The organism is Aeromonas sp. 97A, assembly GCF_051919185.1.
Classification (GTDB): domain Bacteria; phylum Pseudomonadota; class Gammaproteobacteria; order Enterobacterales; family Aeromonadaceae; genus Aeromonas; species Aeromonas veronii.
This window is the reverse complement of sequence record NZ_JBQBFF010000001.1, coordinates 2,315,832-2,341,321: the sequence shown is the minus strand read 5'-3', so window position 1 is coordinate 2,341,321 and position 25,490 is coordinate 2,315,832. Positions and strand designations below refer to the sequence as shown.

16 protein-coding genes and 2 pseudogenes are annotated in these 25,490 nt (G+C 61.1%); 5 read left to right on the top strand and 13 right to left on the bottom strand.

Annotated features, from left to right (window positions below; all coding sequences use genetic code 11):
* Positions 1-51 precede the first annotated feature (51 nt).
* From ACTG27_RS10365 to pykF, 5 genes and pseudogenes are all read right to left on the bottom strand, one after another.
* The gene (locus tag ACTG27_RS10365; protein ID WP_439979627.1) at positions 52-984 is read right to left on the bottom strand and encodes a GGDEF domain-containing protein; all 933 of its coding nucleotides are present in this window, start codon (positions 982-984) and stop codon (positions 52-54) included.
* A gap of 339 nt (positions 985-1,323) precedes the next feature.
* Positions 1,324-3,353: pseudogene (locus ACTG27_RS10360) on the bottom strand (M13 family metallopeptidase).
* Positions 3,354-3,407: 54 nt separating this feature from the next.
* On the bottom strand, positions 3,408-3,812 hold the full coding sequence (locus tag ACTG27_RS10355) for a hypothetical protein (protein ID WP_439979626.1): 405 nt from the start codon (positions 3,810-3,812) through the stop codon (positions 3,408-3,410).
* A 407-nt stretch (positions 3,813-4,219) separates the two neighbouring features.
* Positions 4,220-7,549: a mechanosensitive channel MscK gene (gene mscK, locus ACTG27_RS10350; RefSeq protein ID WP_005359039.1), complete on the bottom strand. Its 3,330-nt coding sequence runs from the start codon at positions 7,547-7,549 to the stop codon at positions 4,220-4,222.
* Between the two features lie 150 nt (positions 7,550-7,699).
* Entirely contained in the window at positions 7,700-9,112 is a 1,413-nt protein-coding gene (gene pykF, locus ACTG27_RS10345) for a pyruvate kinase PykF (RefSeq protein ID WP_031227651.1), read from the bottom strand.
* A gap of 308 nt (positions 9,113-9,420) precedes the next feature.
* Between pykF and ACTG27_RS10340 the strand changes: the two genes are divergently transcribed.
* Positions 9,421-9,663, top strand: a complete 243-nt coding sequence (locus ACTG27_RS10340) for a hypothetical protein (protein WP_279499683.1) — start codon at positions 9,421-9,423, stop codon at positions 9,661-9,663.
* A 166-nt stretch (positions 9,664-9,829) separates the two neighbouring features.
* The gene (locus ACTG27_RS10335) at positions 9,830-10,594 is read left to right on the top strand and encodes a DODA-type extradiol aromatic ring-opening family dioxygenase (protein WP_429098323.1); all 765 of its coding nucleotides are present in this window, start codon (positions 9,830-9,832) and stop codon (positions 10,592-10,594) included.
* Positions 10,595-10,683: 89 nt separating this feature from the next.
* Here ACTG27_RS10335 and ACTG27_RS10330 read toward each other — a convergent pair whose 3' ends face one another.
* The 3 genes from ACTG27_RS10330 to ACTG27_RS10320 all read right to left on the bottom strand — a co-directional run bounded on the left by ACTG27_RS10330 (position 10,684) and on the right by ACTG27_RS10320 (position 16,191).
* Entirely contained in the window at positions 10,684-14,436 is a 3,753-nt protein-coding gene (locus ACTG27_RS10330; protein ID WP_439979625.1) for an AAA family ATPase, read from the bottom strand.
* A complete protein-coding gene (locus tag ACTG27_RS10325; protein WP_236301770.1) occupies positions 14,433-15,659 on the bottom strand; it encodes an exonuclease SbcCD subunit D C-terminal domain-containing protein in 1,227 nt (408 codons plus the stop codon). Before ACTG27_RS10325 ends, ACTG27_RS10330 begins: the two co-directional genes overlap by 4 nt.
* A gap of 103 nt (positions 15,660-15,762) precedes the next feature.
* Entirely contained in the window at positions 15,763-16,191 is a 429-nt protein-coding gene (locus tag ACTG27_RS10320; RefSeq protein WP_439979624.1) for a GNAT family N-acetyltransferase, read from the bottom strand.
* Between the two features lie 177 nt (positions 16,192-16,368).
* On the opposite strand from ACTG27_RS10320, the gene rdgC reads away from it, so the two are divergent.
* Both rdgC and ggt read left to right on the top strand, forming a co-directional pair.
* Complete coding sequence (gene rdgC / locus ACTG27_RS10315) at positions 16,369-17,280, top strand: recombination-associated protein RdgC (RefSeq protein ID WP_439979623.1); 912 nt, start codon at positions 16,369-16,371, stop codon at positions 17,278-17,280.
* 191 nt (positions 17,281-17,471) lie between these two features.
* Positions 17,472-19,253, top strand: coding sequence for a gamma-glutamyltransferase (ggt, locus tag ACTG27_RS10310; RefSeq protein WP_439979622.1), 1,782 nt, complete (start codon positions 17,472-17,474; stop codon positions 19,251-19,253).
* 64 nt (positions 19,254-19,317) lie between these two features.
* On the opposite strand, the gene ACTG27_RS10305 is transcribed toward ggt, so the two are convergent.
* Together ACTG27_RS10305 and ACTG27_RS10300 are read right to left on the bottom strand one after the other, a co-directional pair.
* Positions 19,318-19,788: an FKBP-type peptidyl-prolyl cis-trans isomerase gene (locus ACTG27_RS10305; protein WP_005347462.1), complete on the bottom strand. Its 471-nt coding sequence runs from the start codon at positions 19,786-19,788 to the stop codon at positions 19,318-19,320.
* Positions 19,789-19,962: 174 nt separating this feature from the next.
* Positions 19,963-21,111 carry a sodium:phosphate symporter gene (locus ACTG27_RS10300; protein ID WP_005359054.1) on the bottom strand — a complete coding sequence of 383 codons (1,149 nt, stop codon included), beginning with the start codon at positions 21,109-21,111 and terminating at the stop codon, positions 19,963-19,965.
* Positions 21,112-21,362: 251 nt separating this feature from the next.
* Here ACTG27_RS10300 and ACTG27_RS10295 point away from each other — a divergent pair, with 251 nt between their 5' ends.
* Entirely contained in the window at positions 21,363-21,737 is a 375-nt protein-coding gene (locus ACTG27_RS10295; RefSeq protein WP_005359057.1) for a hypothetical protein, read from the top strand.
* Positions 21,738-21,831: 94 nt separating this feature from the next.
* Here ACTG27_RS10295 and ACTG27_RS10290 read toward each other — a convergent pair whose 3' ends face one another.
* The 3 genes and pseudogenes from ACTG27_RS10290 to ACTG27_RS10280 all read right to left on the bottom strand — a co-directional run bounded on the left by ACTG27_RS10290 (position 21,832) and on the right by ACTG27_RS10280 (position 25,330).
* A complete protein-coding gene (locus ACTG27_RS10290) occupies positions 21,832-23,178 on the bottom strand; it encodes an APC family permease (RefSeq protein WP_058057766.1) in 1,347 nt (448 codons plus the stop codon).
* Positions 23,178-23,444 carry a hypothetical protein gene (locus ACTG27_RS10285; RefSeq protein ID WP_021230505.1) on the bottom strand — a complete coding sequence of 89 codons (267 nt, stop codon included), beginning with the start codon at positions 23,442-23,444 and terminating at the stop codon, positions 23,178-23,180. Before ACTG27_RS10285 ends, ACTG27_RS10290 begins: the two co-directional genes overlap by 1 nt.
* Before the next feature lie 537 nt (positions 23,445-23,981).
* Positions 23,982-25,330: pseudogene (locus ACTG27_RS10280) on the bottom strand (APC family permease).
* Positions 25,331-25,490 lie beyond the last annotated feature (160 nt).

Below are 25,490 nucleotides of genomic sequence, written 5' to 3'. Positions count from 1 at the left end.
TGCTTCGGTTTTTTTATGGCTGCGAGTCGGCTTTCCGTTCTGATTACCACTCTATTCTGTCGAGATGACAACCCGGTTACGGCCCTGATCCTTTGCCTGATAAAGGGCCCGGTCTGCCATCATCAGCAGATAGTCGATGCTCTCCTGCCCCTTCATGCTGGCACACCCCAGACTGATGGTGAGAGATAGCTGCGTCCCCTGCCATGGCAAGCGGGTGGAACTGACATGCTGGCGCAGCTGTTCGGCGCGCCGTGCCGCCTGTTCAATATCGCAACCAGGCAGGATCAGCAGGAACTCCTCCCCGCCCCAACGGGCCAGACTCTCCCCCGGCAACAGCTGGCCCGCCATGGCGTGGGCGACGGCGCAGAGCGCGGCATCGCCCGCAGGATGGCCGTAGCGGTCATTGACCTGTTTGAAATGGTCGATATCTCCCAGCACTACCGAGAGGGGCTCCCCCTGCAACCAAAGGGCCTGCAGCTGTTGCTGGGCGCCGCGCCGGTTGGTCAGTTCGGTAAGCGGATCGGTGCAGGAGAGGCGGCTCACCTCTTCCACCATGCACTGCAGGTCGTGGATATCGCGAAAGGTGACGATATGGCCATCCGGGATGGCATCGGCTCCCAGCTGAGCAGTGACGATAAACCAGCGCGACTGACCGCTCTTGCAGCGGATCAGCGCAGGCATCTCGGCAACCTCCAGCCCTTGCGACAAGCTCTGTTCCACCTGGGAGTGCCAGGAGTCGATGATGGAGCGGCGATACCCTTCATCCGGGTAGGCGACCTGAAACCAGGAAGCCATGTCCGGCAGATCGTCAAGGTTGTAGCCCAGCTGCTCAATAAAGGCTTTATTCAGGAAGCGGTGGCGCCGCTGCGGGATCATGTCGGGTGAGCAGCCATCGTGACGGGCAATGGATTCGGACACCAGAATAGGCAGCGGGATCACATCGAAGGAGCGAAACAGGATCTGTTGCAGTTCTCGGTCATTCATAGGAAAAGCAGCTCCACGATGCATCTTTTATATGCTTTACCATAGGTCAGACCAGTGTGGTGGTAAACCGATTTATGGCGGTTACGCCGCCGGTTTTTCAGCCAATGGCAAAGGCGAGAAAATGGCGGGGTGGTTTGCCGTGGCCGTATCGGGTGAAAGCTGGGCAGGCTGAGGAGAAGCGGCGGGGCAAAAGGGTCAAAAAAACCCACATGGTCAGGCACATGTGGGTCGGGAAAAACCAGGCTGGGTAAAACAGACACTCCCTGTGTCGGTCATCTTCAGCTCAGGTGGAGGTGGTCCATCTGCTGGAGCTTTTCGGGCCAGGGCCCCTGCTGGTGGTCACCAAATCTTCACACGCTCGGAAGGTGGCAGATAGAGCTTGTCTCCCGGCTTGATGGCAAAGGCGCGATAGAAGGCCGGCATATTCGCGACGACGCCATTGACCCGGTACTCCAGCGGCGAGTGGGGATCTGTCTTGAGCAGAACGGCAGCGAGCTCGGGCCGGTACTTCCCTTTCCACACCTGCGCCCAGCCGATAAAGAAACGCTGCTCGCCAGTGAAGCCATCGAGCACCGCTGGCTGGCGGTTGCCCAGGGCGAGCCGGTACGCCTTGTGGGCGATGGTCAGGCCGCCGAGATCGCCGATATTCTCGCCAAGGGTCAGCTGGCCGTTGACATGCTCCCCCTTGATGGGCTCGAAACGGTCGTACTGTTTCGCCAGTTTTTGCGCTCTGGCGGTGAACTCCTTGAGATCGGCCGGAGCCCACCAGTTGTGCAAGGCACCGTTGCCATCGAATTTGGCCCCCTGATCATCGAAACCATGGCTCAACTCGTGACCGATGACCGCGCCGATGGCGCCATAGTTGACCGCATCATCCGCCTTCAGATCGAAGTAGGGCGGTTGCAGTATGGCTGCCGGGAAGACGATCTCGTTGTTGTTCGGGTTGTAGTAGGCGTTCACCGTCTGCGGATTGTCGAACCACTCCTCCCGATCCACCGGTTGATGGAGGCGGGCAAGGTGCTCGTTGTAACGCACCGTGGCCGCGCGCTGGGCATTGCCGACCAGATCATCGGGACGGATCTCGATTGCGCTGTAATCCTGCCACTGGTCGGGATAGCCGATCTTGACCCGTACCTTCTCCAGTTTCGCCAGCGCCTGCTGTTTGGTCGGGGCAGACATCCAGTCGAGCTCGCCGATCTCCTGGCGATAGGCGGCGATCAGATTGCGCACCATGGTCGCCATCTGTGCCTTGGCTTCGGTCGGGAAGTAGCGTTCCACGTAGAGTTTGCCCACCGCCTGGCCCAGATAGTCATCCAGCACCTCCATGGCCTGCTTCCAGGGCTGCCGCTGCCGAGGGATGCCGCTTAGGGTCGTACCGTAAAAAGCGAAGTGCAGGGCATTGCTCTGGCTGTCGAGATAGGGCGCATAAGTGCGTAGCAGATGGAACAGGCAGTAGGATTGCCACTGCGCGATGCTGGTCTCTTGCATCACGGCGGTCAGCTTCTCCAGATAGTCCGGCTCACTGACGATGATCTCCGTTTCCCCGGCGATACCGGCCTCTGTCAGGTAGCGTTGCCAATCCAGGGTGGGCAGCAACTGACTGAGGCGGGCGATGGGCAGTTTGTTGTAGGTGAGGTTGTCATCCCGCCGGTTGACTCTGTCCCACTGCAGGCTGGCGAGCCGGGTCTCCAGCGCCAGAATGCGATGGGCCTGTTCGCTCGCCCCCTCGACGCCGGCATGGTTGAGCAGGGCGGTAATGAACTGCTCGTAGCTGGCCCGCAGAGCCTTGCTGGCGGCATCTGCTTTCAGGTAGTACTCCCGATCCGGCAGACCGAGACCGGATTGCTGCAGGTAGATCCCGTAGCTGTCAGGCTGCTTCTTGTCGGCCATGATCCCGATACCAAAGGGAGCGCCGCCCCCCAGCTTGTTAACACGGGCAAAGTAGGTGGCCAGCGAGGTGCCATCATGGATGGCCATGATCTCGTCGCGCAGCGGCTGAATGGGGGTCAGCCCTTTGGCATCCCGCCCGGCCTGATCCAGATAGCTGGCGTAGAGATCGGCGATCTGCTGGCGAGGGGTTCCGGACTGTTGCGGGCGCTTGAGCAGCTCCTCCAGCAACACCTTGCGATCCTCCAGCGACTTGTCCGCCAGCAGATTGCCGATGGTCTGCCCCGGCATGTCATCCGGATTTGGGTCTGGGCCAGCCAGTTGCCGTTGACGTGGCGAAACAGATCGTCCGCCGCGCGCACGCTGTTATCCATGCTGGCCAGATCCACCCCGGAGTGGCCGCTGGTGGCACCGGCGCATGGAGCGAGGCCAAGCAGGGCCAGCGCAATGAGGCTGGCGATCATGCTGCGTTGCTGTTTCATCGTGCGTGTCCTGTATGGGGTGCCAGTAGTGAATTGGCTGTAACCGGTGGTCAATCAGCTGCGAACGACCGAGAGGAAGCGACCGTCGTGATTGAAGGTGCAGGTAAAGTCGACTGCATCATCATCGGTCTCGTACTGGCCATAAACCTTGTATCTGTGGCCACTCTCTTCTGCCGACTCGGTGGTGATATCGCGCGGGGAGACATGGAATTTGCTGGCTGCTTCCCCCGAGCAGTAACGGGGCATCTTGCTGGTGGCCATATGCTGGTCATCGCTATCGTCATGCTGGCCATCATGCTCGTGTTTTTTATCGCTGTGCTTTTTCCCGGCGTAATAGCCAGCGGCGCCGATGGCACCCAGCGCAGCTGCACCTATCAGGACTTTCTTGGTATCCATATTCTGGCAGCCGCTCAATGCCAGACTGGCGGCCAACCCCATTACCATCAAGGAGTGTTTCATCTCTCGGATCCTTTCAATTATCAAATGAGCAAGTCGGTGTCAGCCGGACGGTGGTCACAGGGCCCGGCGCTGGAATGGCGCCACTTTGCAATGGTCAGGATGAAGAGGACACTCAAATAAAATTAAAAAAAGTTATAAAAATCCGGGGGCCGGAGCGAGCGCGGTATGGGGTAAGCAGTGAGGGGAGAAGGGCACGGGGTTCATCCATGCGGTAAGTAGTGGTGTGGGGCAAGTGTTTGTTTTTAGACTTTTATTTCTCTTTATATTTTATCAAGGGTGATGGCGGTCTGTTGTGCGGCGGCCAGCCATGTTGGCAATGGATAACTGTCTCTATCGTCATAAACTGGCATGAAAAAGCCGCTCACCTGGGTGAGCGGCTGTTGTCATCAGAACCGTGCAGTTCGCTATCAGGCTGGCTGCTTGCCATCTTCCGCGGGCGGCGGCAGAGCGGCGGAGTTGGACTCCACCTTCTGCTCTTCGCCCTGCATATTCTTGATGTAGACATCCATCTGGTTGAAGGCGATCTCGATGCCGTTCTCGCGGAACAGCTGGTCGATCTTGCGGTTCAACTCGTCCACCGCCGGGTTGCGATCCCCCAGTTCGCTCACGAAGAAGCGCAATTCGTGATCCAGAGTACTGGCGCCAAAGGTGAGGAAGTAGACGATGGGGGCTGGGTCTTTCAGCACGCGGCTGTTTTCGTCGGCCGCCTGTTTGAGCAGGGTGCGGGTCAGCTCCAGATCCGAGCCGTACGCCACGCCCACCCGCACGATCACCCGGGTGACGGTGTCACTCAGCGACCAGTTGATGAGCCGTTCTGTCATCAGCTGCTGGTTGGGGATGATCACCTCTTTGCGGTCGAAGTCGGTCAGGGTGGTGGCGCGAATGCGGATCCGCGAGACGGTACCGGAGAAGGAGCCGATGGTGACGGTGTCACCGATCCGCACCGGACGCTCGAACAGGATGATGATGCCGGAGACGAAGTTGGAGAGGATCTCCTTCATGCCGAAACCGATACCGACTGACAGACCACCCGCTACCCACTGCAGCTTGTCCCACTGTACGCCCATCATGGAGAGAGCGGTGAGGGAGCCAAAGCCGATCAGCACGTAGTTGAGCATGGTGGTGATGGCGTAGGCGGTCCCCTGAGCCAGATTGAGCTTGGAGAGCACCAGCACCTCCAGCAAGCCCGGCAGGTTGCGCGCCAGTGACCATGCACCGCCGAGCAGCAGGAAGCCGATCAGCACGTCACTCAGGCTGATGGGGAAGAGCACGGCGTTGGCGCCGGTGCCTTCACTGCGGTGCCACAGCACCATGCTGTCGAGGTAGGAGAAGACCGCGACCAGATCGGACCAGAGCCAGTAGAAGGCGACGCCGAAGATCAGCATCAGCACGGTACGGGTCAGACGCAGGGACTGCTGGCTGACATCCTCCAGATCCATGGGTTGCTCTTCGATGGACTCGCCACCTTCCGCATCTTCCGAAGATTTGTGCTCACGCTTGGCCACCGCACGACGGTAGGCCAGACGACGGGCAGCCAGCTCAAGACCACGCAGGGCGGTGCGGTAGACCAGGCTCCAGATGATGATGAGGTAGAAGGATTCGATCAGGCGACCGGTCAGCTTCAGCGCGGTGTAGTAGTAACCGAGCACGGCCAGCACGATCAGCGCCACCGGTGCCAGCGCCAGGGCGATGGCGATCAGCGACTTCTGCATGCTCGCCTCGCCCTTGATGCGGGCGCGGGAGATGGGGAACACCAGATAGGCGGCCAGCCCCAGCAGTGTCAGGGTCATGGCCTGACCGATCACGTCGTTGCCCAGGGTGGAGGGTTCAACCACCGCCTTGGTTGCGAGCATGATGAGCGGCAGCAGTGGCAACCAGATGTAGCGCATGCTGTTGCGCTTGGCCTGCAGCTCTGCTTTCGGGATCCGGAAGTGGGTCTCGGCGATGCCGCCCGGGCGCATCACCGCCAGATAGACGCTGAACACCAGATAACCGAGGGCGAGGTTCAGGGTGATCTGGAACATCAGCTTGGGACTGAGCAGACCGCAGTAGGTCAGCAGCAGACCGCCAGCCAGAATGAACATGCTGCCCGGCAGGCGTTGCAGTACGGTATAGAGCAGGGCGCGCGGGGTGTGCCACTGGCTGTCCTGACGGAAACGGCCAAGGTCCTTGGTGATCTTCTTCTCGCGCTCAACCAGCGCCGGACGTTTCCAGACCAGCAGGCCGCCGATCAGCAGCAGCGGGAAGGCGAGCAGGGAGATCCCCAGCAGCTCTTCGCGCCAGCGTTTCCAGTCCGGTTTCAATACCCAGTCGGAGGCCTGTTTGTAGGCCTGGGCGGGCCAGCTGATAAACCACTTGCTGTCGATGGGCTTGTTGCTGCTTACCCAGAAGATGTGTTGCTGCAGGGTAAATTCGATAGAGGCATAGACCCGCGCCAGCTGCTGCTGGGTCAGCTGCAGGCTGATGGCGTTGGTGAGCTGGCTGTCGAGTTGGCGGTTGAGCTGATCGAGCAGATTGATACGGGTATCGAGCAGCTTGGCAAGGCTCTCCTTGTCCTCCTCGCTCACCGGATCCTTGCTGCCGGCGATCAGATTGTCCAGATAGAGGTTCTTCTGGAACAGCTGGTCACGCTGCTGGCTCAGTTCAAACTGGGCCAGATGCAGATCGGCAATCTGCTCTTCCAGATTTTTGACGGCGATAGTGGGTGCCGCTTCCAGCTGCTGGTAGAGCTGATAGAGGATGCGCGACAGCAGCAGATTGCCCTTGAGCATCTGCACCTGTTCATTGAGGTTGCGCTCGGTCTGGATGCCGCGCTCCAGCCAGCTCTTGGCTTGCAGGTTTTTCTGTACCAGCGAGTTGAGGCTGGTGGTGGCTCCGATCAGCTGCTGGCTGAGCTGGTGGTTGAGCTCCTGCTCTTTTTGCACCAGCGGGCTGTCTTCGGTCGCCACCAGTTCACCGGTCTGCTCGGCGGTTTTTTCGGTGTCGCCGAGGCGCTTGGCGCTGCTCTGATCCTGCAACAGCTGCAGTTTCTGCTCTTCGCTGGCGAGACGGGCACTCTGGTAGTCGCGCTGCTTGATCGCCAGATCCTGCATGCTGGTACGGTTATCCAGCTCCTTTTGCAGGTGGGCCAGTTGCAGGTCGAGCAGGGCCAGCTCGGCACCGAGCTTCATCTTCTCGGCGCTGGAGACGCTTTCACCGGCGTTGAGGCGGGTACGGATCTCCTGACTGCGCTGGTAGGCGCGGCTCATGCTGGCCTGGGCCCGCTCCGGCAGGGTCTGCAAGCTGGTGAGCTGGCTGCCGATGGCGCCGAGGGCCTCCTGGGCCGCCTGCATGTTGGCCAGCACTTCCGGCTGACGGCTGTCGAGCTCTGCCAGACTCATGCTGGCGTATTCGCTCTTGATCTGCTCGGCACTCTTGCCCTTGGTCAGGGCATCGAGCTTGGCGCTGATCTCTCTGAGTTCGGTGGGCAGGTTGCGGATCCGCTGAGCCTGGGTCTTGGCCTTCGCCTCTTCCTTGTCGATGCTGTCGAGCAGGCCGAGGGTTTCGGTCAGCAACTTCTGATCCGCTTGCTGACTGACGGTCAGGGTCTCTGATTTACCCAGACCATCCAGCGCTCGCTGAACTGCGTTGCGAGAGGGGACATCTTGCGCCATGGCTTGCGGCACGCAGAGGCTGGCGAGGAGACAGAGCAGCGGCAACAGGGTGGCCGAGACTCTTTTAAAACGTATTGAGGGCATATAACTTCCGGGTTATTACGCGATATTCGGGAGATTTCCCGCATAGATTAAATTCGCGTGGATTCTAACACCGGGCTTGTCAGGTAAGCAGGGGGGAGGGACAAAAAAAACGGCGCCCGCAGGCGCCGTTTTCAACTCGTTCAGCTCTGATTAAAGAACGTGAACAGAAGCGGTGTTGGTGGTGCCGCTCGGTACCAGAGCACCGGAGACCATCACAACTACGTCACCTTTCAGACCCATGCCGATTTCCAGCGCGGCTTCTTTACCGATGCGATAGAAATCGTCGGTAGAGGCGATGCTGTCAACCACGTGAGCAACCACACCCTTGGTCAGAACCAGCTGGGCAGCAGTTTTCTTGTTGGTGGTGATAGCCAGGATCCAGGCTTTCGGGAAGTACTTGCGAATGGCCTTGGCAGACTTGCCGCCTTCGGTAGCGACCACGATCAGCGGGGCGTCCAGCTTCTCGGAGGTCTCTACGGCGCCTTTACATACGGCTTCGGTGATGCGCAGCTTGTTGCTGTCGTTTGCAGCAGACAGGTTGGACGGCATCACGGCATCGGTACGCTCGCAGATGGTGGCCATGATGGTCACGGCTTCCAGCGGGTACTTACCCTTGGCGGATTCACCGGACAGCATCACTGCGTCGGTACCGTCCAGGATGGCGTTGGCCACGTCACCAGCTTCGGCGCGGGTCGGACGCGGGTTCTTGATCATGGAGTCCAGCATCTGGGTGGCAGTGATAACCACTTTGCGGGCTTTGTTGCACTTGGCGATGATCATCTTCTGGGCGAAGATAACTTCTTCAACCGGGATCTCTACACCCATGTCTCCACGAGCAACCATGATGCCGTCGGAAACAGCCAGGATCTCGTCGAAGTTGTCCAGACCTTCCTGGTTTTCGATCTTGGAGATGATCTGGATGTTCTCGCCACCGTGGGCTTTCAGGTGCTCACGGATTTCCAGTACGTCTTCTTTCTTGCGGATGAAAGAAGCAGCAACGAAATCAACGCCTTGCTCGCAACCGAAGATCAGGTCGCGCTTGTCTTTCTCGGCCAGGGCCGGCAGCTTGATGGAGACGCCCGGCAGGTTAACGCCTTTGTTCTCGCCCAGGTCACCGTTGTTCAGCACTTTACAGATAACTTCGCGCTCGGTGATTTCGATAACGTCCAGACCGATCAGGCCGTCATCAACCAGGATACGGTTGCCGACGCGCAGATCGTTGGCGAAACCTGCATAGGTCACGGCCACTTTGTCTTTGTTGCCAACCACAGTCTGGTCGGTGGTGAAGGTGAAAGTCTGGCCAGCGACCAGTGCGACGTCGTTGCCGCCTTCCAGCTTCATGGTACGGATTTCCGGACCCTTGGTGTCCAGCAGGATAGCTGCGTGCTTGCCGGTCTCGGCCATTACAGCGCGCAGGTTGCTGATGCGGCTGCCGTGCTCGGCGTAGTCACCGTGGGAGAAGTTCAGGCGCATGACGTTCATGCCGGCGTCCAGCATTTTGGCCAGCATTTCTTTGGATTCGGTCTTCGGACCGATGGTGCAGACAATTTTGGTCTTTTTCATGTCAATCTTCATGGTTAAGGAATTTCCGCCGAGCAATATACACCAGTTTTTGGAATCTTTTTATGATCCAGAAACAACGTTTTGACCAGATAACGTTTTCTTTTCAGGGATAACGTTTTCCTGTGAGTCACATTTTAGAGCATACGGCCACAGGTTCGGGCTGAAGGGATACAAATGTTGCCATCTGTGGTTGTTTGGCCGGGTTGAGGTTCAGATGTTGTAAAATGACCACCCGTCCGCTGTCACCGTCTTGTCACCGGCTTGCGCAAAAATGTTAGTTCATTGGCGCACGGGTGAAGGAGGTCGGGATGAAAAACAGCCATGAAACCGGATGGGCTCTGCTCTTGCTGGGCGCCGCCCTGCTGCTGGTTCAGACACTGCCAGCCCGCTACTGGCCTGACAATGCGCGACTGCTGGCGATCTTCTCCCATCCAGTGAAAGGGGAGGCGGCCGCCGAGGGATTGGCGTGGCGAGAGTGGCAGGATCACAGTGCAGCGACCCGGATGGCGCTTCGCGTAGCCCGACCGCTGCCGGATGCGCCTCAGCCTTGATATCTATTGCTGTTTACCTGTCGTGAAGGCGTGAAATTATCAACCATTGGTTGATAGTGCTTATATATCTCGCTGGATTGTCCACTTTTCATGGCAGGGGGATAATCGATTCCAACAGCGATATCCCCTCCGGTATCGCCCCTGATACTTTGTTGGAGTCTGCTTTATGTCCCTCGCCCCCGTCTGGTTTATCTCTCACGGCGCACCGGATCTGGTGCTGCGTGAGCAACCCGCCACCCGCTTTCTGCGAAACCTGCGTCTGGGTGAGCTCAAGGGGCTGGTGGTCATCTCCGCCCACTGGTTCAGCCGCGAGCTGCAGATCAACGTCGAGCCCAAACCGGCCTTGATGTACGACTTTTACGGTTTTCCCGAGCCCCTCTACCGAATGCGCTGGCCTGCCAGCAGCCCCGAGTGGCTGCAACAAGGGGTGAGCGACCAGCTGGCACTGGCCGGACTGACCGCCACCCCGGTGCGACGCGAGCTGGATCACGGGGTCTGGTCGCCGCTCTCCCTGATCGACCCAAACAGCGAGCTCCCACTGGTGCAGATCTCCATTCCCGCGAGCTTCACCCCGGCCCAGTTGTGGCAGTTGGGAGAGGTGTTGGGGGCACTGCGCAGTCAGGGGATTGGCATCCTTGCCTCTGGGGCCATCACCCACAACCTGCGGGCGCTGGCGCCGGAAGGCTCGCCAGTGCCGGAGTGGGCCAGCCAGTTTGTCGACTGGCTGGAGCAGAAGATGGCCGACGAGGATCGTCTGGCGTTGCTCGACTATCGCCAGCAGGCTCCCGGAGCGGTGGAGTCCCATCCCCACGACGATCATCTGCGCCCGCTCTTTGTGGCGTTGGGGGCGGCCGATGGTGTGGCGCCCACCCGGCTGCACGAGAGCTGGGATGGCGGCAGCCTCTATATGGGCGCCTACCGCTTCGGCTGATAGCCTCTCAACAAGACCCCGCCAATTGGCGGGGTCTTGTTATTTACGGCGTGGTGGATCGATGGTAGTGGTGATTGAGCCGAAGGCCCTCAGGGAACCACTACCCGGCTCTCGCCGCCGCCGAGGGCTTCGACCCTGATCTGCACGCCAATCCGCTCCACCAGCGTCTGGACGTGGGAGATGACTCCGATCTGGCGGCCGGCGGCCTGCAGGGAGTCGAGGCTGGCGAGCGCCAGATCCAGGCTGTCCGGATCCAGGGTGCCAAACCCCTCGTCGATAAAGAGCGATTCGACCTGGGTCTGCCGCGACGAGAGGCTGGAGAGGGCCAGCGCCAGCGCCAGCGACACCAGAAAACTCTCGCCGCCGGAGAGGGAGTCCACCGAACGCACCTCGTCCCCCATGTCGAGATCCACCACCTGCAGCGCCAGATCGGTGCCGGGTACCCGCTCCAGCCGGTAGCGCGGTGATAGTTCGGCGAGCTGGGCGTTGGCCTCCAGCAACAGGCGCTCAAGGGTGAGGCTCTGGGCGAAGGTGCGGAACTTGGCGCCGTTGGCCTGCCCAATCAGATCGCACAGCTGCTGCCAGTGGTCGGCCACCGCCTGCTGGGCGGCCAGCTCCTGTTGCAGGCTGCCTGCTTTGAGAGCGGCGGCTTCGGCCTGTGCCAGCTTGCTCTTGCACTCGAACAGCTGCTCTTCAAGGGCGCGGCAGCGGGCATCGAGTGCCGCCAGTTGATCGCTCAGCTCTGCATCCGGCAGGGCGGCCAGCTCGGGGTGGTGCTCGCGATAGCGATCCCGCTTGCTCTCCTCCAGTGCCAGCGCCCGCTGCCGCTCGGCAAGACGGGTACGCGCCTCGCCAACCGCATCCTCCAGCCCTTGCAGGGCAGTGCGGCGAGCCTTGAGTTCATCGGGGCTGATGGCGAGCAGACGGCGCAGGTCGTACTCGGCAATGCCGAGGGTACTGGCGTGGGCAGCCCAGCGCCCCAGCACCTCCCGCTTGCGGCGACTGCTGGTCTGCTTTTCCTGCTCCACATGGGTGAGACGGGTCTTGAGTTCGGTCTGCCGCTCGCGCAGAACGCGGGCGCTGCTTTGCATCAGCTCCAGTTCGCTGGCGAGCTGTTGCAGCCGCTGTTGCCAGCGGCTCTCGACCAGCGGGATCTCCTCGCCACCGAGACAACCGCTGCGGCTGGTGAGCAGCCCCTGCCGCTGCTGCTCGTGTTCTTTGTAGTCCCGCTCGAGTTTGTGCAGCAGCTCGCGCTGGGTCTGCAGGCGTGCCTCCTGCGCACTTAGTGCCGGGGTGAGGCTGGCGATCTCGCTGGCCAGCCGCTCCCACTCGCTCTGGCCGTGCAGCCAGGCTTCGCAGGCTCGCTGCCACTCGTGCCACTGCTGGCTGCCGAGCCACTGGCGCCACGGTTGGCCGCCCATCTGCTCGTCGAGGCGGTGGGAGCCCTGTTCGAGGCGCTGGCGCAGGGTCGCCTCCTGCTCGCCCATCCCCTTCACTTCCCCTTCCAGTGCGATGCGCTGGCGGTCGGCCTCCTGCCACTGCTGGTCAAACTGCTGGTGCTGGGCAGCCAGTTGGCTCAGTTGCTGACGCACCCCTTGCAGCTGTTGTTGGCCAAGCTGGGCCTGACGCAGCTGCTGCTGGCTTTGGGCCAACCCCTGCTCCAGCGCCTGGCCACGGCCAAGCAATGTGCTCATCAGCTCGTTCCACTCAATGGGGCTTTGGCGGAGCGGCAGCGAATGGCCGAGCAGGGTATCGCCCCCCAGCTGTTGCCAGCGCTGGGTCAGCTGCTCGGCGCGGTTTTCCAGCTCTGGCAGGTGCTGCTGGCGTACCGCCAGCTGGCGGGCCAGCTCCTGACGCTCGCTCTCGCACTGGATGTATTGATGATTGAGGCGATCCCATTCGAGTTCGAGGCTTCTGACCCGCTCCGCCAGCTGACCCAGGATCCCCGCCACCTGTGGCTGGCTCTGTCTGTAGGGGTGCTCCCCGGAACCGCACAGCGGGCAAGGTTCGCCATCACTCAGGATATGGCGATACTGCTCGAAGCTGGCGATGGCGCGGGACTGCTCCAGCGCGTGGCGCGCCTCATCCCGCTGCAGGGCGAGCCGCTCGCGGGCGGGCGCCAGCTCTTCGCCTATGGTGGCCAGCTTGCCCAGCGCCTGCTCCAGCTGGGCAATCTCCTGTTGCAAGCGGGTATGCTGCTCGCCGTGGTTGCGGCCATAGTCGGCCAGCTCCAGCAGCTGGCGCAGCTGACCCAGCTGTTCGGTCTGCTGCTGCCACTGCTCCTGCGCCTTGGTGAGGCGGCTCTCCCACTGCTGCTCCTGCAGCTCGTTCTGTTGCTGTTGCAGCCGAGCTTGTTCATGTTGCCAGTAGTCTCGCTCCTGCTGACCTTGCTCCAGCTGGCGCTGCAACTGTTGCAGGGCGCGCAGCTTGTGATCCCGCAGGGTGAGCAGTTGCTGCAGCTTGTCGGCATCCTCGGCCCAATCCTGCATGGCGGTGAGCAGGGGCTGCCACTGGCGGGCAACCGGTGCCAGCTCCTTGTGCTCTTCGAGCCAAAGGCCCCACTGCTGGTGCTGCTGCTTGAGCAGTTCCACCTGTCGGCTCTGCTCGCGCCAGCCCTGCTCCAGGGTGAGCTGCACTTCTCGCTCCTGTGCCCCCTCCTGCTGGATCTTCTGCAACTGCTGCACTTTCTCCCGGATGCGGGTATCGAGCTCTTGTGCCCGCTTGAGTTCGGGTTGCAGGGCACCCCATTCCCGCTCGGCGGCGATCTTCTCCGCCAGCAGCTGCTGCTCGGTCAGCGCGCTCTGCTGGGTCTGCTCCTCGAGCTTGGCCAGCTCCGGCCCAAGCTCGGCGATCACCTTCTCCTGCTGCTGCACTTCCAGAGTGAGACGGGCCAGCTCGTCGTGATCGGCGCGGGCCACCTGGGCCTGTTCGGCACGGGCAAACTCCTCGCGCTCGGGGGCCGCGGCGCCGTGGGCCTGCAGGGCGGCATCGAGCGCCGCTTGCCCCTCGGCGCAGCCCTGCAGCTGGGCGGCAATGCGGCTGTTGAGATCGCGCAAGTCCTGCATCAGCTGCTGCTGTTGCTGTTCATGCTTGAGGGTGGTGGAGAGGCTCACCTGCTGGCTTACCCAATGCTCGCGGGTCGCTTCGTCCATCAGCGCCACGTCGCCGAGGCGCTGGGCGATGGTGGCCAGCTTCTGCTGCTCTTCCCGTGCCCGTTCATAGGTCTGGATGGAGATGGCGGAGTAGAGCTCGGTGCCGGTCATCCGTTCGAGCAGGGCGGAGCGCTCGTTGGCGTCCGATTTGAGGAAGGCGGCAAACTCCCCCTGCGGCAGGATCACCGCGCGGCGGAACTGCTCCCAGGAGAGACCCACCAGCTCGTCGATGCGCTCCTGCAGCTCCCGCTTGCTGCCGGAGAAAACCTGCCCTGACTCCACATCGGTCAGGGTGCGCTCTTGCGCCTGAAAACGCCCCTCTGAGCGGTTTCGCGCCCGGCGCACCGCCCAGCGGGCCAGCCAGATGCGGCCATCGCAGCCACGAAACTGCACCTCGGCAAAACCACTGGCGTGGCCGCGACTGAGGATGCCTCGTACGTCGTTGGCCTTGAGTTTCTCCTCGTCATCCATGCGGCCCACTTCGGCCACGTTCTTGCGATTGGCGATAAAGCGTGGCATCTCGTCGTATAAGGCCAGACAAATGGCGTCGAGCAATGTGCTCTTGCCGGCGCCGGTGTTGCCGGTGATGGCAAACAGACCGGCGGCGCCGAGCGCCCCCCTGGTAAAGTCGATGGTGAAGGGGCCGGTCAGACTGGCCAGATTCTCACCTGACAGAGACAAGATTTTCATTGGTTTGACTCCTTCACCTGCTCCAGGATCTCTTCAAACGAGGCAACCAACTTGGCCTCGGGTTCCCCCTCGAACTGGCGCTGATAGCAGAGGCGAAACACCTCGGTGGGGGAGAGTTCATCGAGCCTGTGCCGCTCGCGACCATCGGCCAGCCCTTCCCCCGAGCCCTGATACTGGGTGCTGATGCGGGCCAGACGCACCGGTTTGTCTGCGATGGCGGTGAGAATGCGCTCGCGGATGCGGGCCTCGGGCTTGGGCAGCAGCAGCCGCACTTCGAGGAAGGGTTGTGCCTCTTGTGGACAATCAGGTAGCTTGAGCGATGCGATGGCTTTGAGTGCGTCGTCGAGGGTGCTCTGGGGCAGGCGGATCATCTCCACCGCGCGGGGCACCGGGATCCGCTCCAGCCCGGCCAGTTTCCCCTCCGCAAAGGTCACTTCCAGCACCTGATGGTTGTAGTTCGCTTCGGCAAGCGAGAGCGGCAGCGGCGAGCCGCTGTAGTGCACCCCCTCGGCCGGGCTCTGGGCCAGATGGAGGTGGCCGAGCGCCGTGTAGTCTGCACCGGCAAAGAGTTCGGCAGGCAGGGCGTGCTGGTTGCCGCCAAGCACCCGCCGCTCCGACAGTTCCGAGAGCTGGCCCGCTGCCAGATAGGCGTGGCCCATGGCGATCAGTGGCAGCGCCTCCCCGCAGCGAGCGCGCCCTTCGGCCAGTACCTCGGCGTAGACCTGTCGAACCCCTTCGATCAGCCTGTCTTGTCCTTCTTCCAACGACTCTACCCGCAGATCGCTGCTGCGCAGGAACGGCACGGCGGCGCACCAGGCGGCAATGTTGCCCTCCCGGTCTTGCAGCGGTACCAGCAGACGGTCGGTCTCGAGCTTGCCCTCACTGTCGCGGCTGATGCTGCCCACCAGATGCAGATCAAAGGCGCGCAGCAGCTCGTGGGGGGCATCGAGCTTGGAGGGGGAGTCGTGGTTGCCGCCGATCAGCACCATGTTGAGGCGGGGCATTTCGGCGCGCAGTCTGGCCAGAAAGCGGTAGAGTTGCTGCCAGGCGCTGGCGGGGGGATTGGCGGTATCAAACAGATCGCCCGCCACCAGCAGAGCGTCGATCTCGCGCGCCTTGAGGGTGTCGCTCAGCCAGTCGAGAAAGGCATCGTGTTCAAAACGGCGGTCATGACCATGGAGTTGATGGCCAAGGTGCCAGTCGGCGGTATGGAGGATTTTCATTGGAAAGCAGCCCGGTTGCAGGGACGGTGCCGGTGGCACCCGATGAAGACAAGATGAGGATGCCCCATGCTTTTTTCAAGTAAAACAGGGGGCTGGCATCGATTCAGGCAGGTTCGCAGCACATCCGGTATTGGGGGTGGCCGGTGAGGAGATCGGACTCCTCGGCCTCGATGACGAAGCCGTGGCGGCGATAGAAACGCACCGCCTGATCGTTCTCGACAAAGACTCGGGCGTGGAGCGACGCTCCCTGACGCTTGGCCTCCTGCAGCAGGGCGTGGCCGACGCCGCGGCCCTGACGATCAGGGCGCACGAACAGGGCGGCGAGATAGTTGTCCACCAGCGCCATGAAACCGAGCAGATCGCCGCGCTCCTCGAACACCCAGATGGCGGCGCGATCGAGATAGCGGGTACGCAGATCCTCCTGGGCCTGCCACCAGCATGAGGCATCGACGAAATCGTGGGCCTGCAGGGAGGCCAGCAACCAGATTTCGACGATCTCTTCCATGTCTTCCGGGCGACTGGGCCGCAACATACCTTCATCCTTATTAACAATTTACTTTCGCAGTCTAGGAGAACTTGATGAACAAACTGGTGACATAAATGAGACCCTGTGAGGTCGATCGCCCTTTATTTAGCGAGAATGATTGGCTGATCACAAAGCGCCTCTCTAGTACAATGCCCGCCGGACAATCTAGAGACCGAGGACGCCATGTGGTTTAAAAACCTGCAGATTTATCGCTTTACCCGCCCCTTTGACCTGACCGTTGATCAGCTGGAAACCCAGCTGGAAGCTTGTGCCTTCACCCCTTGCGGCAGTCAGGACATCTCCCGTTTCGGGTGGGTCAAGCCCCTTGGCAAATTCGGCTCAACCCTGACCCACTCTGCCTCCGGCCACATCCTCATCTGCGCCCGCAAAGAGGAGAAGATGCTGCCCGGTACCGTGGTCAAGGAGATGCTGGCCGAGAAGGTAGAGGCGATCGAGTTCGAACAGGGACGCGCCCTCAAGAAGAAAGAGAAGGAGGCGCTGAAAGAGGAGATCCTCCACGCCCTGCTGCCTCGTGCCTTTAGTCGTACCAGCCAGACCTTCGCCTGGATCAATCCGGCCGACAATTTGATGGTGGTGGACGCAGGTTCTGCCAAGAAGGCAGACGATCTGCTGGCGCTGCTGCGCAAATCCATCGGCTCCCTGCCGGTGGTGCCGGTGGCCCTCAAGAACCCGCCCGAGATCACCATGACCGAGTGGCTGAACGAGGGCAATCTGCCAGCCTCCTTCACGCTGGAAGATGAAGCCGAGCTGCGCAGTGCTATGGAGCACGGCGGCATCATCCGCTGCAAGCAGCAGGATCTGATGACGGATGAAATCAAGAACCACCTGGCCAATGACAAGCTGGTGACCAAGCTGGCCCTCAACTGGGGCGAGACCGTCAGCTTCGTGCTGGGGGATGATCTTTCCATCAAGCGTCTGAAATTCAGCGAAGAGCTGCGCGAGCAGAACGACGACGTCACCAGCGAAGATCCGGCCGCCCGTCTGGATGCCGATTTCGCGCTGGTCACCGCCGAGCTGTCCCAGTTTATCCCGGCGCTGTTTGCCGCCCTGGGTGGCGAAGAGCAGTCCATCTAACCGGACTTGCGCCTGTTTGGCCTCTGCCATCCCATCATAAAAGCCGCCTTCGGGCGGTTTTTTTATATCTATTGCGGATTGCCATTATTGATAGATGAGTAAGATATTGATCTGGTTCAATAACTTGAGCTGTCAGCGCCAATCGTGACATAGTCCCTCTTCATGGTCATAAAACAGACAAGGAGAGTGTCATGTTGCGCAAACCTCTGGGGCTGGCTGTCGCCCTTGCCCTGCTGGCCGGTTGTGCCAGTGACAATGGCTTTCACTACACCCCGCCAGCCCAGACCCTGATCGCGCCGGAAGCCGCCAGTGGCTGGACCGACAAACAGGGCTGGCAGGGCCATGACTTCATGGTGGCGGCCGCCAACCCACTGGCGGTGGATGCGGGCTACCAGATCATCAAGGCCGGTGGCAGTGCCGTCGATGCCGCCATTGCGGTACAGCTGGTATTGACGCTGGTGGAGCCGCAATCCTCCGGGATCGGTGGCGGGACGCTGCTGCTGGTGTGGGATGGCCGCAAGGTGAGTGCGGTGGATGGCCGCGAGACGGCGCCGGCTGCCGCCACCGACCAGCTGTTCATGCAAGATGGCAAGCCGCTGGCGTTTTATGACGGGGTGGTCGGGGGCCGCTCGGTCGGCGTTCCCGGCACCTTGCGCGCCCTGGCGCTGGCCCATCAGCGTTATGGCAAGCTGCCCTGGGCTGCGCTGTTCGAGCCCGCCATCACGCTGGCAGAACAAGGATTTGTAATAAGTCCACGGCTGGCCACATTGCTGGCCAAGGATCCCTATCTGGCACGGGATCCGGAGGCGCAAGCCTACTTCTATCAGGCGGATAGTCGCCCCAAAACGGCAGGCACCCGGCTGACCAACCCGGCGCTGGCCAAGGTGTTGCGCACTCTGGCCACAGAGGGGGCGGATGCCTTCTATCGGGGGCCGCTGGCGGATGCCATGGTGGCCAAGGTACGCCAACATCCCACCAATCCCGGGGTACTGGCGGCCACCGATCTGGCCAGCTATCAGGCCAAAGTGCGGGATGGCCTCTGCTTTGACTATCGCCAAAGCAAGATCTGCGGCTTTCCCACTCCCTCGTCCGGCACCCTGGCGCTCGGCCAGATCTTCGGCATGCTGGAGAACCGCGATATGGCAGCCCTCAAGCCGATCACCACGAAGGAGGGGGGACTGGCTGCTTCCAGCGAGGCCATCCACCTCTACAGTGAAGCGGCGCGTCTGGCCTTCGCCGATCGCAACCAGTACGTCGCCGACAGCGATTTTGTCAGCGTGCCGGTGAAGGGGCTGCTGGACAAGGGCTATCTGGCCGAGCGGGGCAAGCTTGTCGGTCAGCACTCCATGGGGATTGCCAAGCCCGGCACGCCGCCACTGGCGCTGGCGCGGGGCCAGGATGCGACTCCGGAACTCCCCTCTACCAGCCATGTCTCGATTGTCGACAAGGCGGGGATGGCCATCTCCATGACCAGCTCTATCGAGGATGGTTTCGGATCGCGTCAGATGGTCAACGGCTACCTGCTCAACAACCAGCTCACCGATTTCTCTTTCACCTCGGTGGATGCCGCCGGTCTGCCGGTGGCAAATCGGGTGGAGCCGGGCAAGCGGCCCCGCTCCTCCATGTCACCCCTGCTGGTGTTTGACAAGCCAAGCGGCGAGCTGACCATGACGCTGGGCTCGCCGGGGGGCTCCGCCATCATCAACTACGTGGGCAAGACCCTGCTCGGCACTCAGGATTGGGGCCTGAACCTGCAACAGGCTATCAACCTGCCCAACTTTGGCAGCCGCAACGGCCCCACCGAGCTGGAAGCGGGACGCACCCCCATGTCGGTGGTCGAGGAATTGAAGGTGAGGGGACACGAGGTGGTACTGAACGAGCAGACCTCCGGCCTGCAAGGGGTTGAGCGCAACGCTGGTGGCTGGTTTGGCGCAGCGGATCCGCGCCGGGAAGGGATCGCCAAGGGGGAGTGAGGTTCCCATAGCAACAAGGCCAGCATGATGCTGGCCTTGTTGCTGATGGAGCGTGACGGAGCGGTTACTGGATACCCAGCAGCTCCACGTCAAAGATCAGGACTGATCCCGGCGGGATTTTGCCAGCGGCACGGTCGCCGTAGGCGAGGTTGGCGGGGATGTAGAAACGGGTCTTCTCACCTTCCACCATCAGCTGCACCCCTTCGGTCCAGCCAGCGATCACCTGATTGAGGCCAAACTCGATGGGCTCGCCACGGGCGACCGAGCTGTCAAAGACGGTGCCGTCCAGCAGCTTGCCCTCGTAGTGCACCTTCACCTTGCTGGTGGCGGTGGGGTGAACGGTGCCGGTGCCCGGGGTCAGCACTTCGTACTGCAGGCCGGAGGCGGTGGTGGTCACCAGCGGCTTCTCCTTGTTGCTGGCGAGGAACTCGGCGCCAATCCGCACGTTGTCGGCCGCCAGCTTCTTGTTGTTGCTGCTGGAGTAGAAGTAGTAGGCCACACCGGCGATGAGCAGCGCGATCAGTATGAATTTCATCGGTTTTTCCTGTTCCATGAAATGTAAAAAGTGCAATGAGGGCGCCATCTTATCGCGCACCGCCCCTGATGGCGAGCCACAGGGCGGGAGGATGTGAGCGGGCAGGCAAAGCCCGGCGAGCTGGACGCAAAAAGGGGCGAGTCAGTGACTCGCCCCTCGTCATGGCGGCGGTGCTTACTTGGCGGCCACCATCATCAGGGCGGGCAGGGCGAAGAAGAGACCCGTCACATAACCCAGAGCCAGCAGCTTGTTCTCGCTGCCGACCCGGGCCAGCCCCTCGGCGGCGCGCACCGGCAGGTCACGCAGGAAGGGGATGCCATAGATGATGACCACGGCAAAGAGGTTGAACAGCACGTGGACCAGCGCGATGGTCAGGGCCAGCTGGGCACCGGCTCCGCTGATGGCGGTGGCAGCCAGCAGGGCGGTGATGGTGGTCCCGATATTGGCCCCCAGGGTGAAGGGGTAGAGCTGACGGGTGCTGAACACGCCGCCGCCGGCCAGCGGGATCATCAGGCTGGTGGTGGTGGAGGAGGATTGCACCATGATGGTCACCAGCGCACCGGAGGTAATGCCGGTCAGCGGGCCACGGCCCAGCGCCTTGTGCAGCACCTCTTTGGCACGGCCAACCAGTACTTGTTGCAGCACTTTGCCGAGATAAGTGACGCAGGCGAGGATCAGCAGGATACCGATGACGATGGTCGCGATGGCGGCACCCTTGCCCGGCAGGAAGGCAACAGCGCTGTCAATCAGCTGCTGGGCCGGTGCGGTCAGCGGCTTCATGAAATCCATGCCCTTCATCGACATGTTGGCGGAGCCTACCAGCAGGTTGGCCAGCCACTCGGCGCTATGTTGCAGCAGGCCGAACATCAGTTCCAGCGGCAGGAAGATGAACACCGCCAGCAGGTTGAAAAAGTCGTGCACGGTGGCGGCGGCGAAAGCGCGGCGGAACTCGGCGCGATCCCGCACATGGCCCATGGAGACAATGGTGTTGGTGATGGTGGTGCCGAGGTTGGCACCCATGACCATGGGGATGGCCATGCTGATGGGCAGGCCGCCAGCCACCAGACCGACGATGACCGAGGTGACGGTGCTGGAGGATTGCACCAGCGCGGTAGCGAGAATACCCAGCAGCAGGGCGACAAAGGGGTTGTTGGCAAAGGCGAAGATCTGGGCTGCGCCCTCGGCGCCGCCGGAGAAATCTTTGAAGCCGTGGGAGATGGCGCCCACGGCAACCAGGATCAGGTAGACCAGTACGATGACACTCATCCAGTTGAACAGGGCGCGGGTCGCGGGCGGCTGTGACAAGGAGTGATGGTGTTGCATAAAGCCTCTTGAGACGGTCGTTCCGTCTTGGGTTGTTGATGACCCGCGCATTTAATCAATGGTTAATGACAGAAATATGACAACGTGACATTTCGATGATGTTTTTATGACGACGAACTGCGGCGACAGGCGCTGACCGAGCCGGTTGGCTCTGGGGTGGCAAAAGGGGGGGGACGAAAGCACTGCCGCCTTGTCAGCCGGAATGTGATCGCTACACTGCGCCCCTTTATTGGCAAGCAGGAGTAAACAAGATGATGCGTGCATGGATCCTCTCTCTGTCGCTGGGGCTGCTCTCGGCAGGGGCACAGGCCAGCCTGTTGAAAACCGACTGCAACCTCGACAAGGCCCTCAAAAACGAAGCGGTGAATGCCACTCTGGGGGTCAAGGGCAACTGTGATACCAGCAAGCTGGTGAAGCAGGAGAAAGAGAAGGTGAAAGCTGAGGTGCAAAAAGGCCGCAACGACCTGCTGGGCGAGAAGCGTGCCGACCTCAAGGAGAGCGGCAACGGTATGCAGCAGAAGATGGACAAGGCAAACCAGCAGTTGCACAAGGCGGAGCAGGATGCCAAGACCATCGCTCGCGATCCGCTCAAGGCTGCGGCGACCGCCGTACTGGATAAGCAGTAAGCAGACCGGGCCCAAGCCCGTGTGACCGGCCACAGACCGGCAGCAAAAAGGGGAGCCATGGCTCCCCTTCTGTCTATCCATTATCCGCAAAGGATCAGGCGTCAGCCGCTTCCTCGTATTGACGGAACGGGATACGGAACACCGCCAGACGCAGGAACAGATAGGTTGCACCGAGGCCCGCCCAGATCAGGCCCAGCTCCAGCGAGCTCTGCTCCAGGTTGATCCACAGAGCACCGATGGTGGCGGCACCGAGCAGCGGCATCAACAGGTAGATGACGTGATCCTTGAGGGTCTTGTTGCGCTTCTCGCGCACCCAGAACTGACCGATCACCGACAGGTTGACGAAGCTGAACGCCACCAGTGCGCCGAAGTTGACCAGCGCCAGTGCGGTATCCAGATCAAACGACACGGCGGAGAGGGCCAGACCGCCCACCATCAGCACGTTGATGGCCGGAGTGCGGTATTTCGGGTGGATGTAGCCAAACACCCGCTCCGGGATCATGCGGTCACGCCCCATCACGTAGAGGATGCGCGAGACACCGGCGTGAGCCGCCATGCCGGAGGCCAGTACCGCGACCGTGGTGCAGACCAGCACCACGGACTGGAAGAAGGTGCCGCCAACGTAGAGGGCGATCTCCGGCAGTACCGCATCCGGATGCTGGAAGCGGGCGAGGCTCGGGAAGTAGAGCTGCAGGCAGTAAGAGACCACCACGAAGATGATGCCGCCGATAAGGGCAGTCAGCACGATCGCCTTGGGGATCACCTTGCCGGCGTTCGGGGTCTCTTCGGAGAGGGAACTCAGACCGTCAAAGCCCAGGAACGAGAAGCAGAGAATGGTCGCACCGGTAAAGAGAGGCACCAGCTGTGCTGACTCGAAGTGGAAGGGACGGCTGCTCATCAGGGTGCCAGCCCCTTCGCCGTGGTAGATGCCCCACGCCATCAGGCCGATAAAGAGGGTGATGATGGCCAGCTGGATCACCACGATCAGACCATTGAAGTTGGCCACCAGATTGATGCCGCGCAGGTTCAGGAAGGTCATCACGGTCACCAGACCGAAGATGAACACCCAGGGCTCGACGCCCGGGAACATGGCGGTCAGGTAGATCTTGGCCAGCAGAATATTGATCATCGGCATGAACATGTAGTCGAGCAGGGATGACCAGCCGACCATGAAACCGACGTAGGGGTTGAACACCTTCTGGGCATAGGTATAGGCAGAGCCCGCAGAGGGGAACTTGCGTACCAGATGTCCGTAGCTGAGAGCGGTGAGCAGGATGCCACCCAGAGCCAGCAGATAGGCGGTGGCGACCCGGCCATCTGTGATGTCACCGACGATGGCGAAGGTGTCGAAGACAGCCATGGGGGTCAGATAGGCCAGACCCATCACAATCACTTGTGTCAGGGTAAGGGTCTTGAGCAGCTTGGCGTTTTGCGATGCCATTACGCTTTCTCCTCAATCAGTGCCGCAGCACGTGCTTGCAACGAGCGCAGGGATACGATGGATTCGCAAGCCTGTACATCAAGGGCGCCGGGGAGGCGCATACCGGGCTGTACCGGCAGGAAAGCATTAAAACGCCCCATTGTTATCCTCTCAACGTCGGGAGATTGTTTGGCAATCTCGAATATCACTTCCGGAAACGTTCCGGCCTCTTGTGGTGGGTTTGTACTGCACTTCAAAAATACAAAAACCGATGTCGCAGTGAACATCGGTCCTTTATTGGCGGCGTATTGTGCATTCGGTCAGCCCCCTTGACAAGCAAAAAAGGGCGGATTAACGCATTTTTTTGCATACGCACGGAGCAGGTAAGTGGTCACTCGCCCCCTGCCGCCGTCCCCGAGCCGCTCCCCCTTTTTCGGGGGGAAGAGAACCCTGTCATGGCGTATGAAAAATCGGCAAATCGGGGCTGCAGGGTGCATAGCGCCTCAACATTGATCCTGATCATATTTGCCGGCGTTACCCCGGGCTCGAGTCCTGCGAGCTTATCGGCTGGCGGGGGATGGGAGGGGGTTAAGTGGAAAAAGATCTATTGCATATCCATTCACATTAATGACTGAGGATGGAAGGCGACGTGGCTCGGGCCATGGCACGGCGAGCAGCCCGGCTGGGTAGTTATTTGAAATTAGTCACACTTCCTGCAGAAACCGCATTTCTGGCAACCCGTGCTGTTGGCCACCAGATCGCCGCAAAAACAACAAGGAGCCCGCAGGCTCCTTGTTTTGTATGGCGGTATGGTTGAGCCGCGATTACTGGGCGATCTCCACCTTGTCGGCGGTATGCAGCGGGATGCGGAACACGGTGAGGCGCAGGAACAGGTAGATGGCCCCCAGCGCCGCCCAGATCAGCCCCAGCTCGAAGGAGGAGGGCTCGAGGTTGAGCCACAGTACCCCGATGCAGGCGGCGCCACAGAGCGGCAGCAGCAGGTACATCAGGTGATCCTTGAGACACTTGTTGCGACCGAGCTTCACATAGAAGTGGGCAATCACCGCCAGATTGACGAAGGTGAAGGCCACCAGGGCGCCAAAGTTGATCAGCGCCAGCGCCATCTCCAGATCCAGCGACACCGCAGAGAGGGCCAGCAGGCCGACCAGCAGCACGTTGAACGCTGGGGTTTGCCACTTCGGATGGATGTAGCCGAAGAAGCGGGCAGGCAGGGCGCGATCACGACCCATCACGTAGAGCAGGCGCGATACACCGGCGTGGGAGGCGAGCCCGGAGGCCAGCACCGCCACAGTAGTGCAGACCAGCACCACCGCCTGGAACAGCTTGCCGCCGACATAGAGGGCGATCTCCGGCAGTACCGCATCCGGATGCTGGAAGCGGGAGATGTCCGGGAAGTAGAGTTGCAGGAAGTAGGAGGTGGTGACGAACAGCACACCGCCGATCAGCGCCGTCAGCACGATGGCGCGGGGGATCACCCGATCGGCGTCCTGGGTCTTTCCGACAGGGTACTGATGGCGTCAAAACCGAGGAACGACAGACAGAGGATGGAGGCCCCCATCAGCAGCGGTGACACCTGGATCTGCTCGGAGAAGAAGGGACGGCTGCTGGCCACGGTCCCCAGCCCTTCACCATTGTGAACGCCCCAGGCGATCAGGCCGATGAAGATGGCGATGATGCTGAACTGCATCACCACGATCAGGCTGTTGAAGTTGGCCACCAGCTTGATGCCGCGCAGGTTGAGGGCGGTCATCACCGCCGCCAGACCGAAGATATAGGTCCAGGGCTCTACGTTCGGGAAGAGGGCTTCCAGATAGATCTTGGCCAGCAGCATGTTGATCATCGGCATGAACATGTAGTCGAGCAGGGAGGTCCAGCCCACCATAAAGCCAACATAGGGGTGAAACACCTTCTGGGCATAGGTATAGGCGGAGCCGGCTGACGGGAACTTGCGTACCAGATGGCCGTAGCTCAGGGCAGTGAACAGCATGCCGATGAGGGCAAACAGGTAGGCGGTCGGCACATGGCCTTCGGTGATCTCGGTAACGATGCCGAAGGTGTCGAACACCGCCATGGGGGTGAGGTACGCCAGTCCCATAACCACGACCTGCCACAGTTTGAGGGTCTTTTTCAGACCAACCTGCTGGGCCGCCATTATGCATGTTCCTCATGCAGTGCCAGAGTGGCACGGTCCATCAACGAAACCGGGAGAGAGGCCCGGGAATCAAGGGCGCCAGGGCGGCGCACACCGGCCATGGCCGGTTGGAAAGCATTGAGATGCCCCATGTTGTTCCTCACTAGACTTGGTGTCGGGA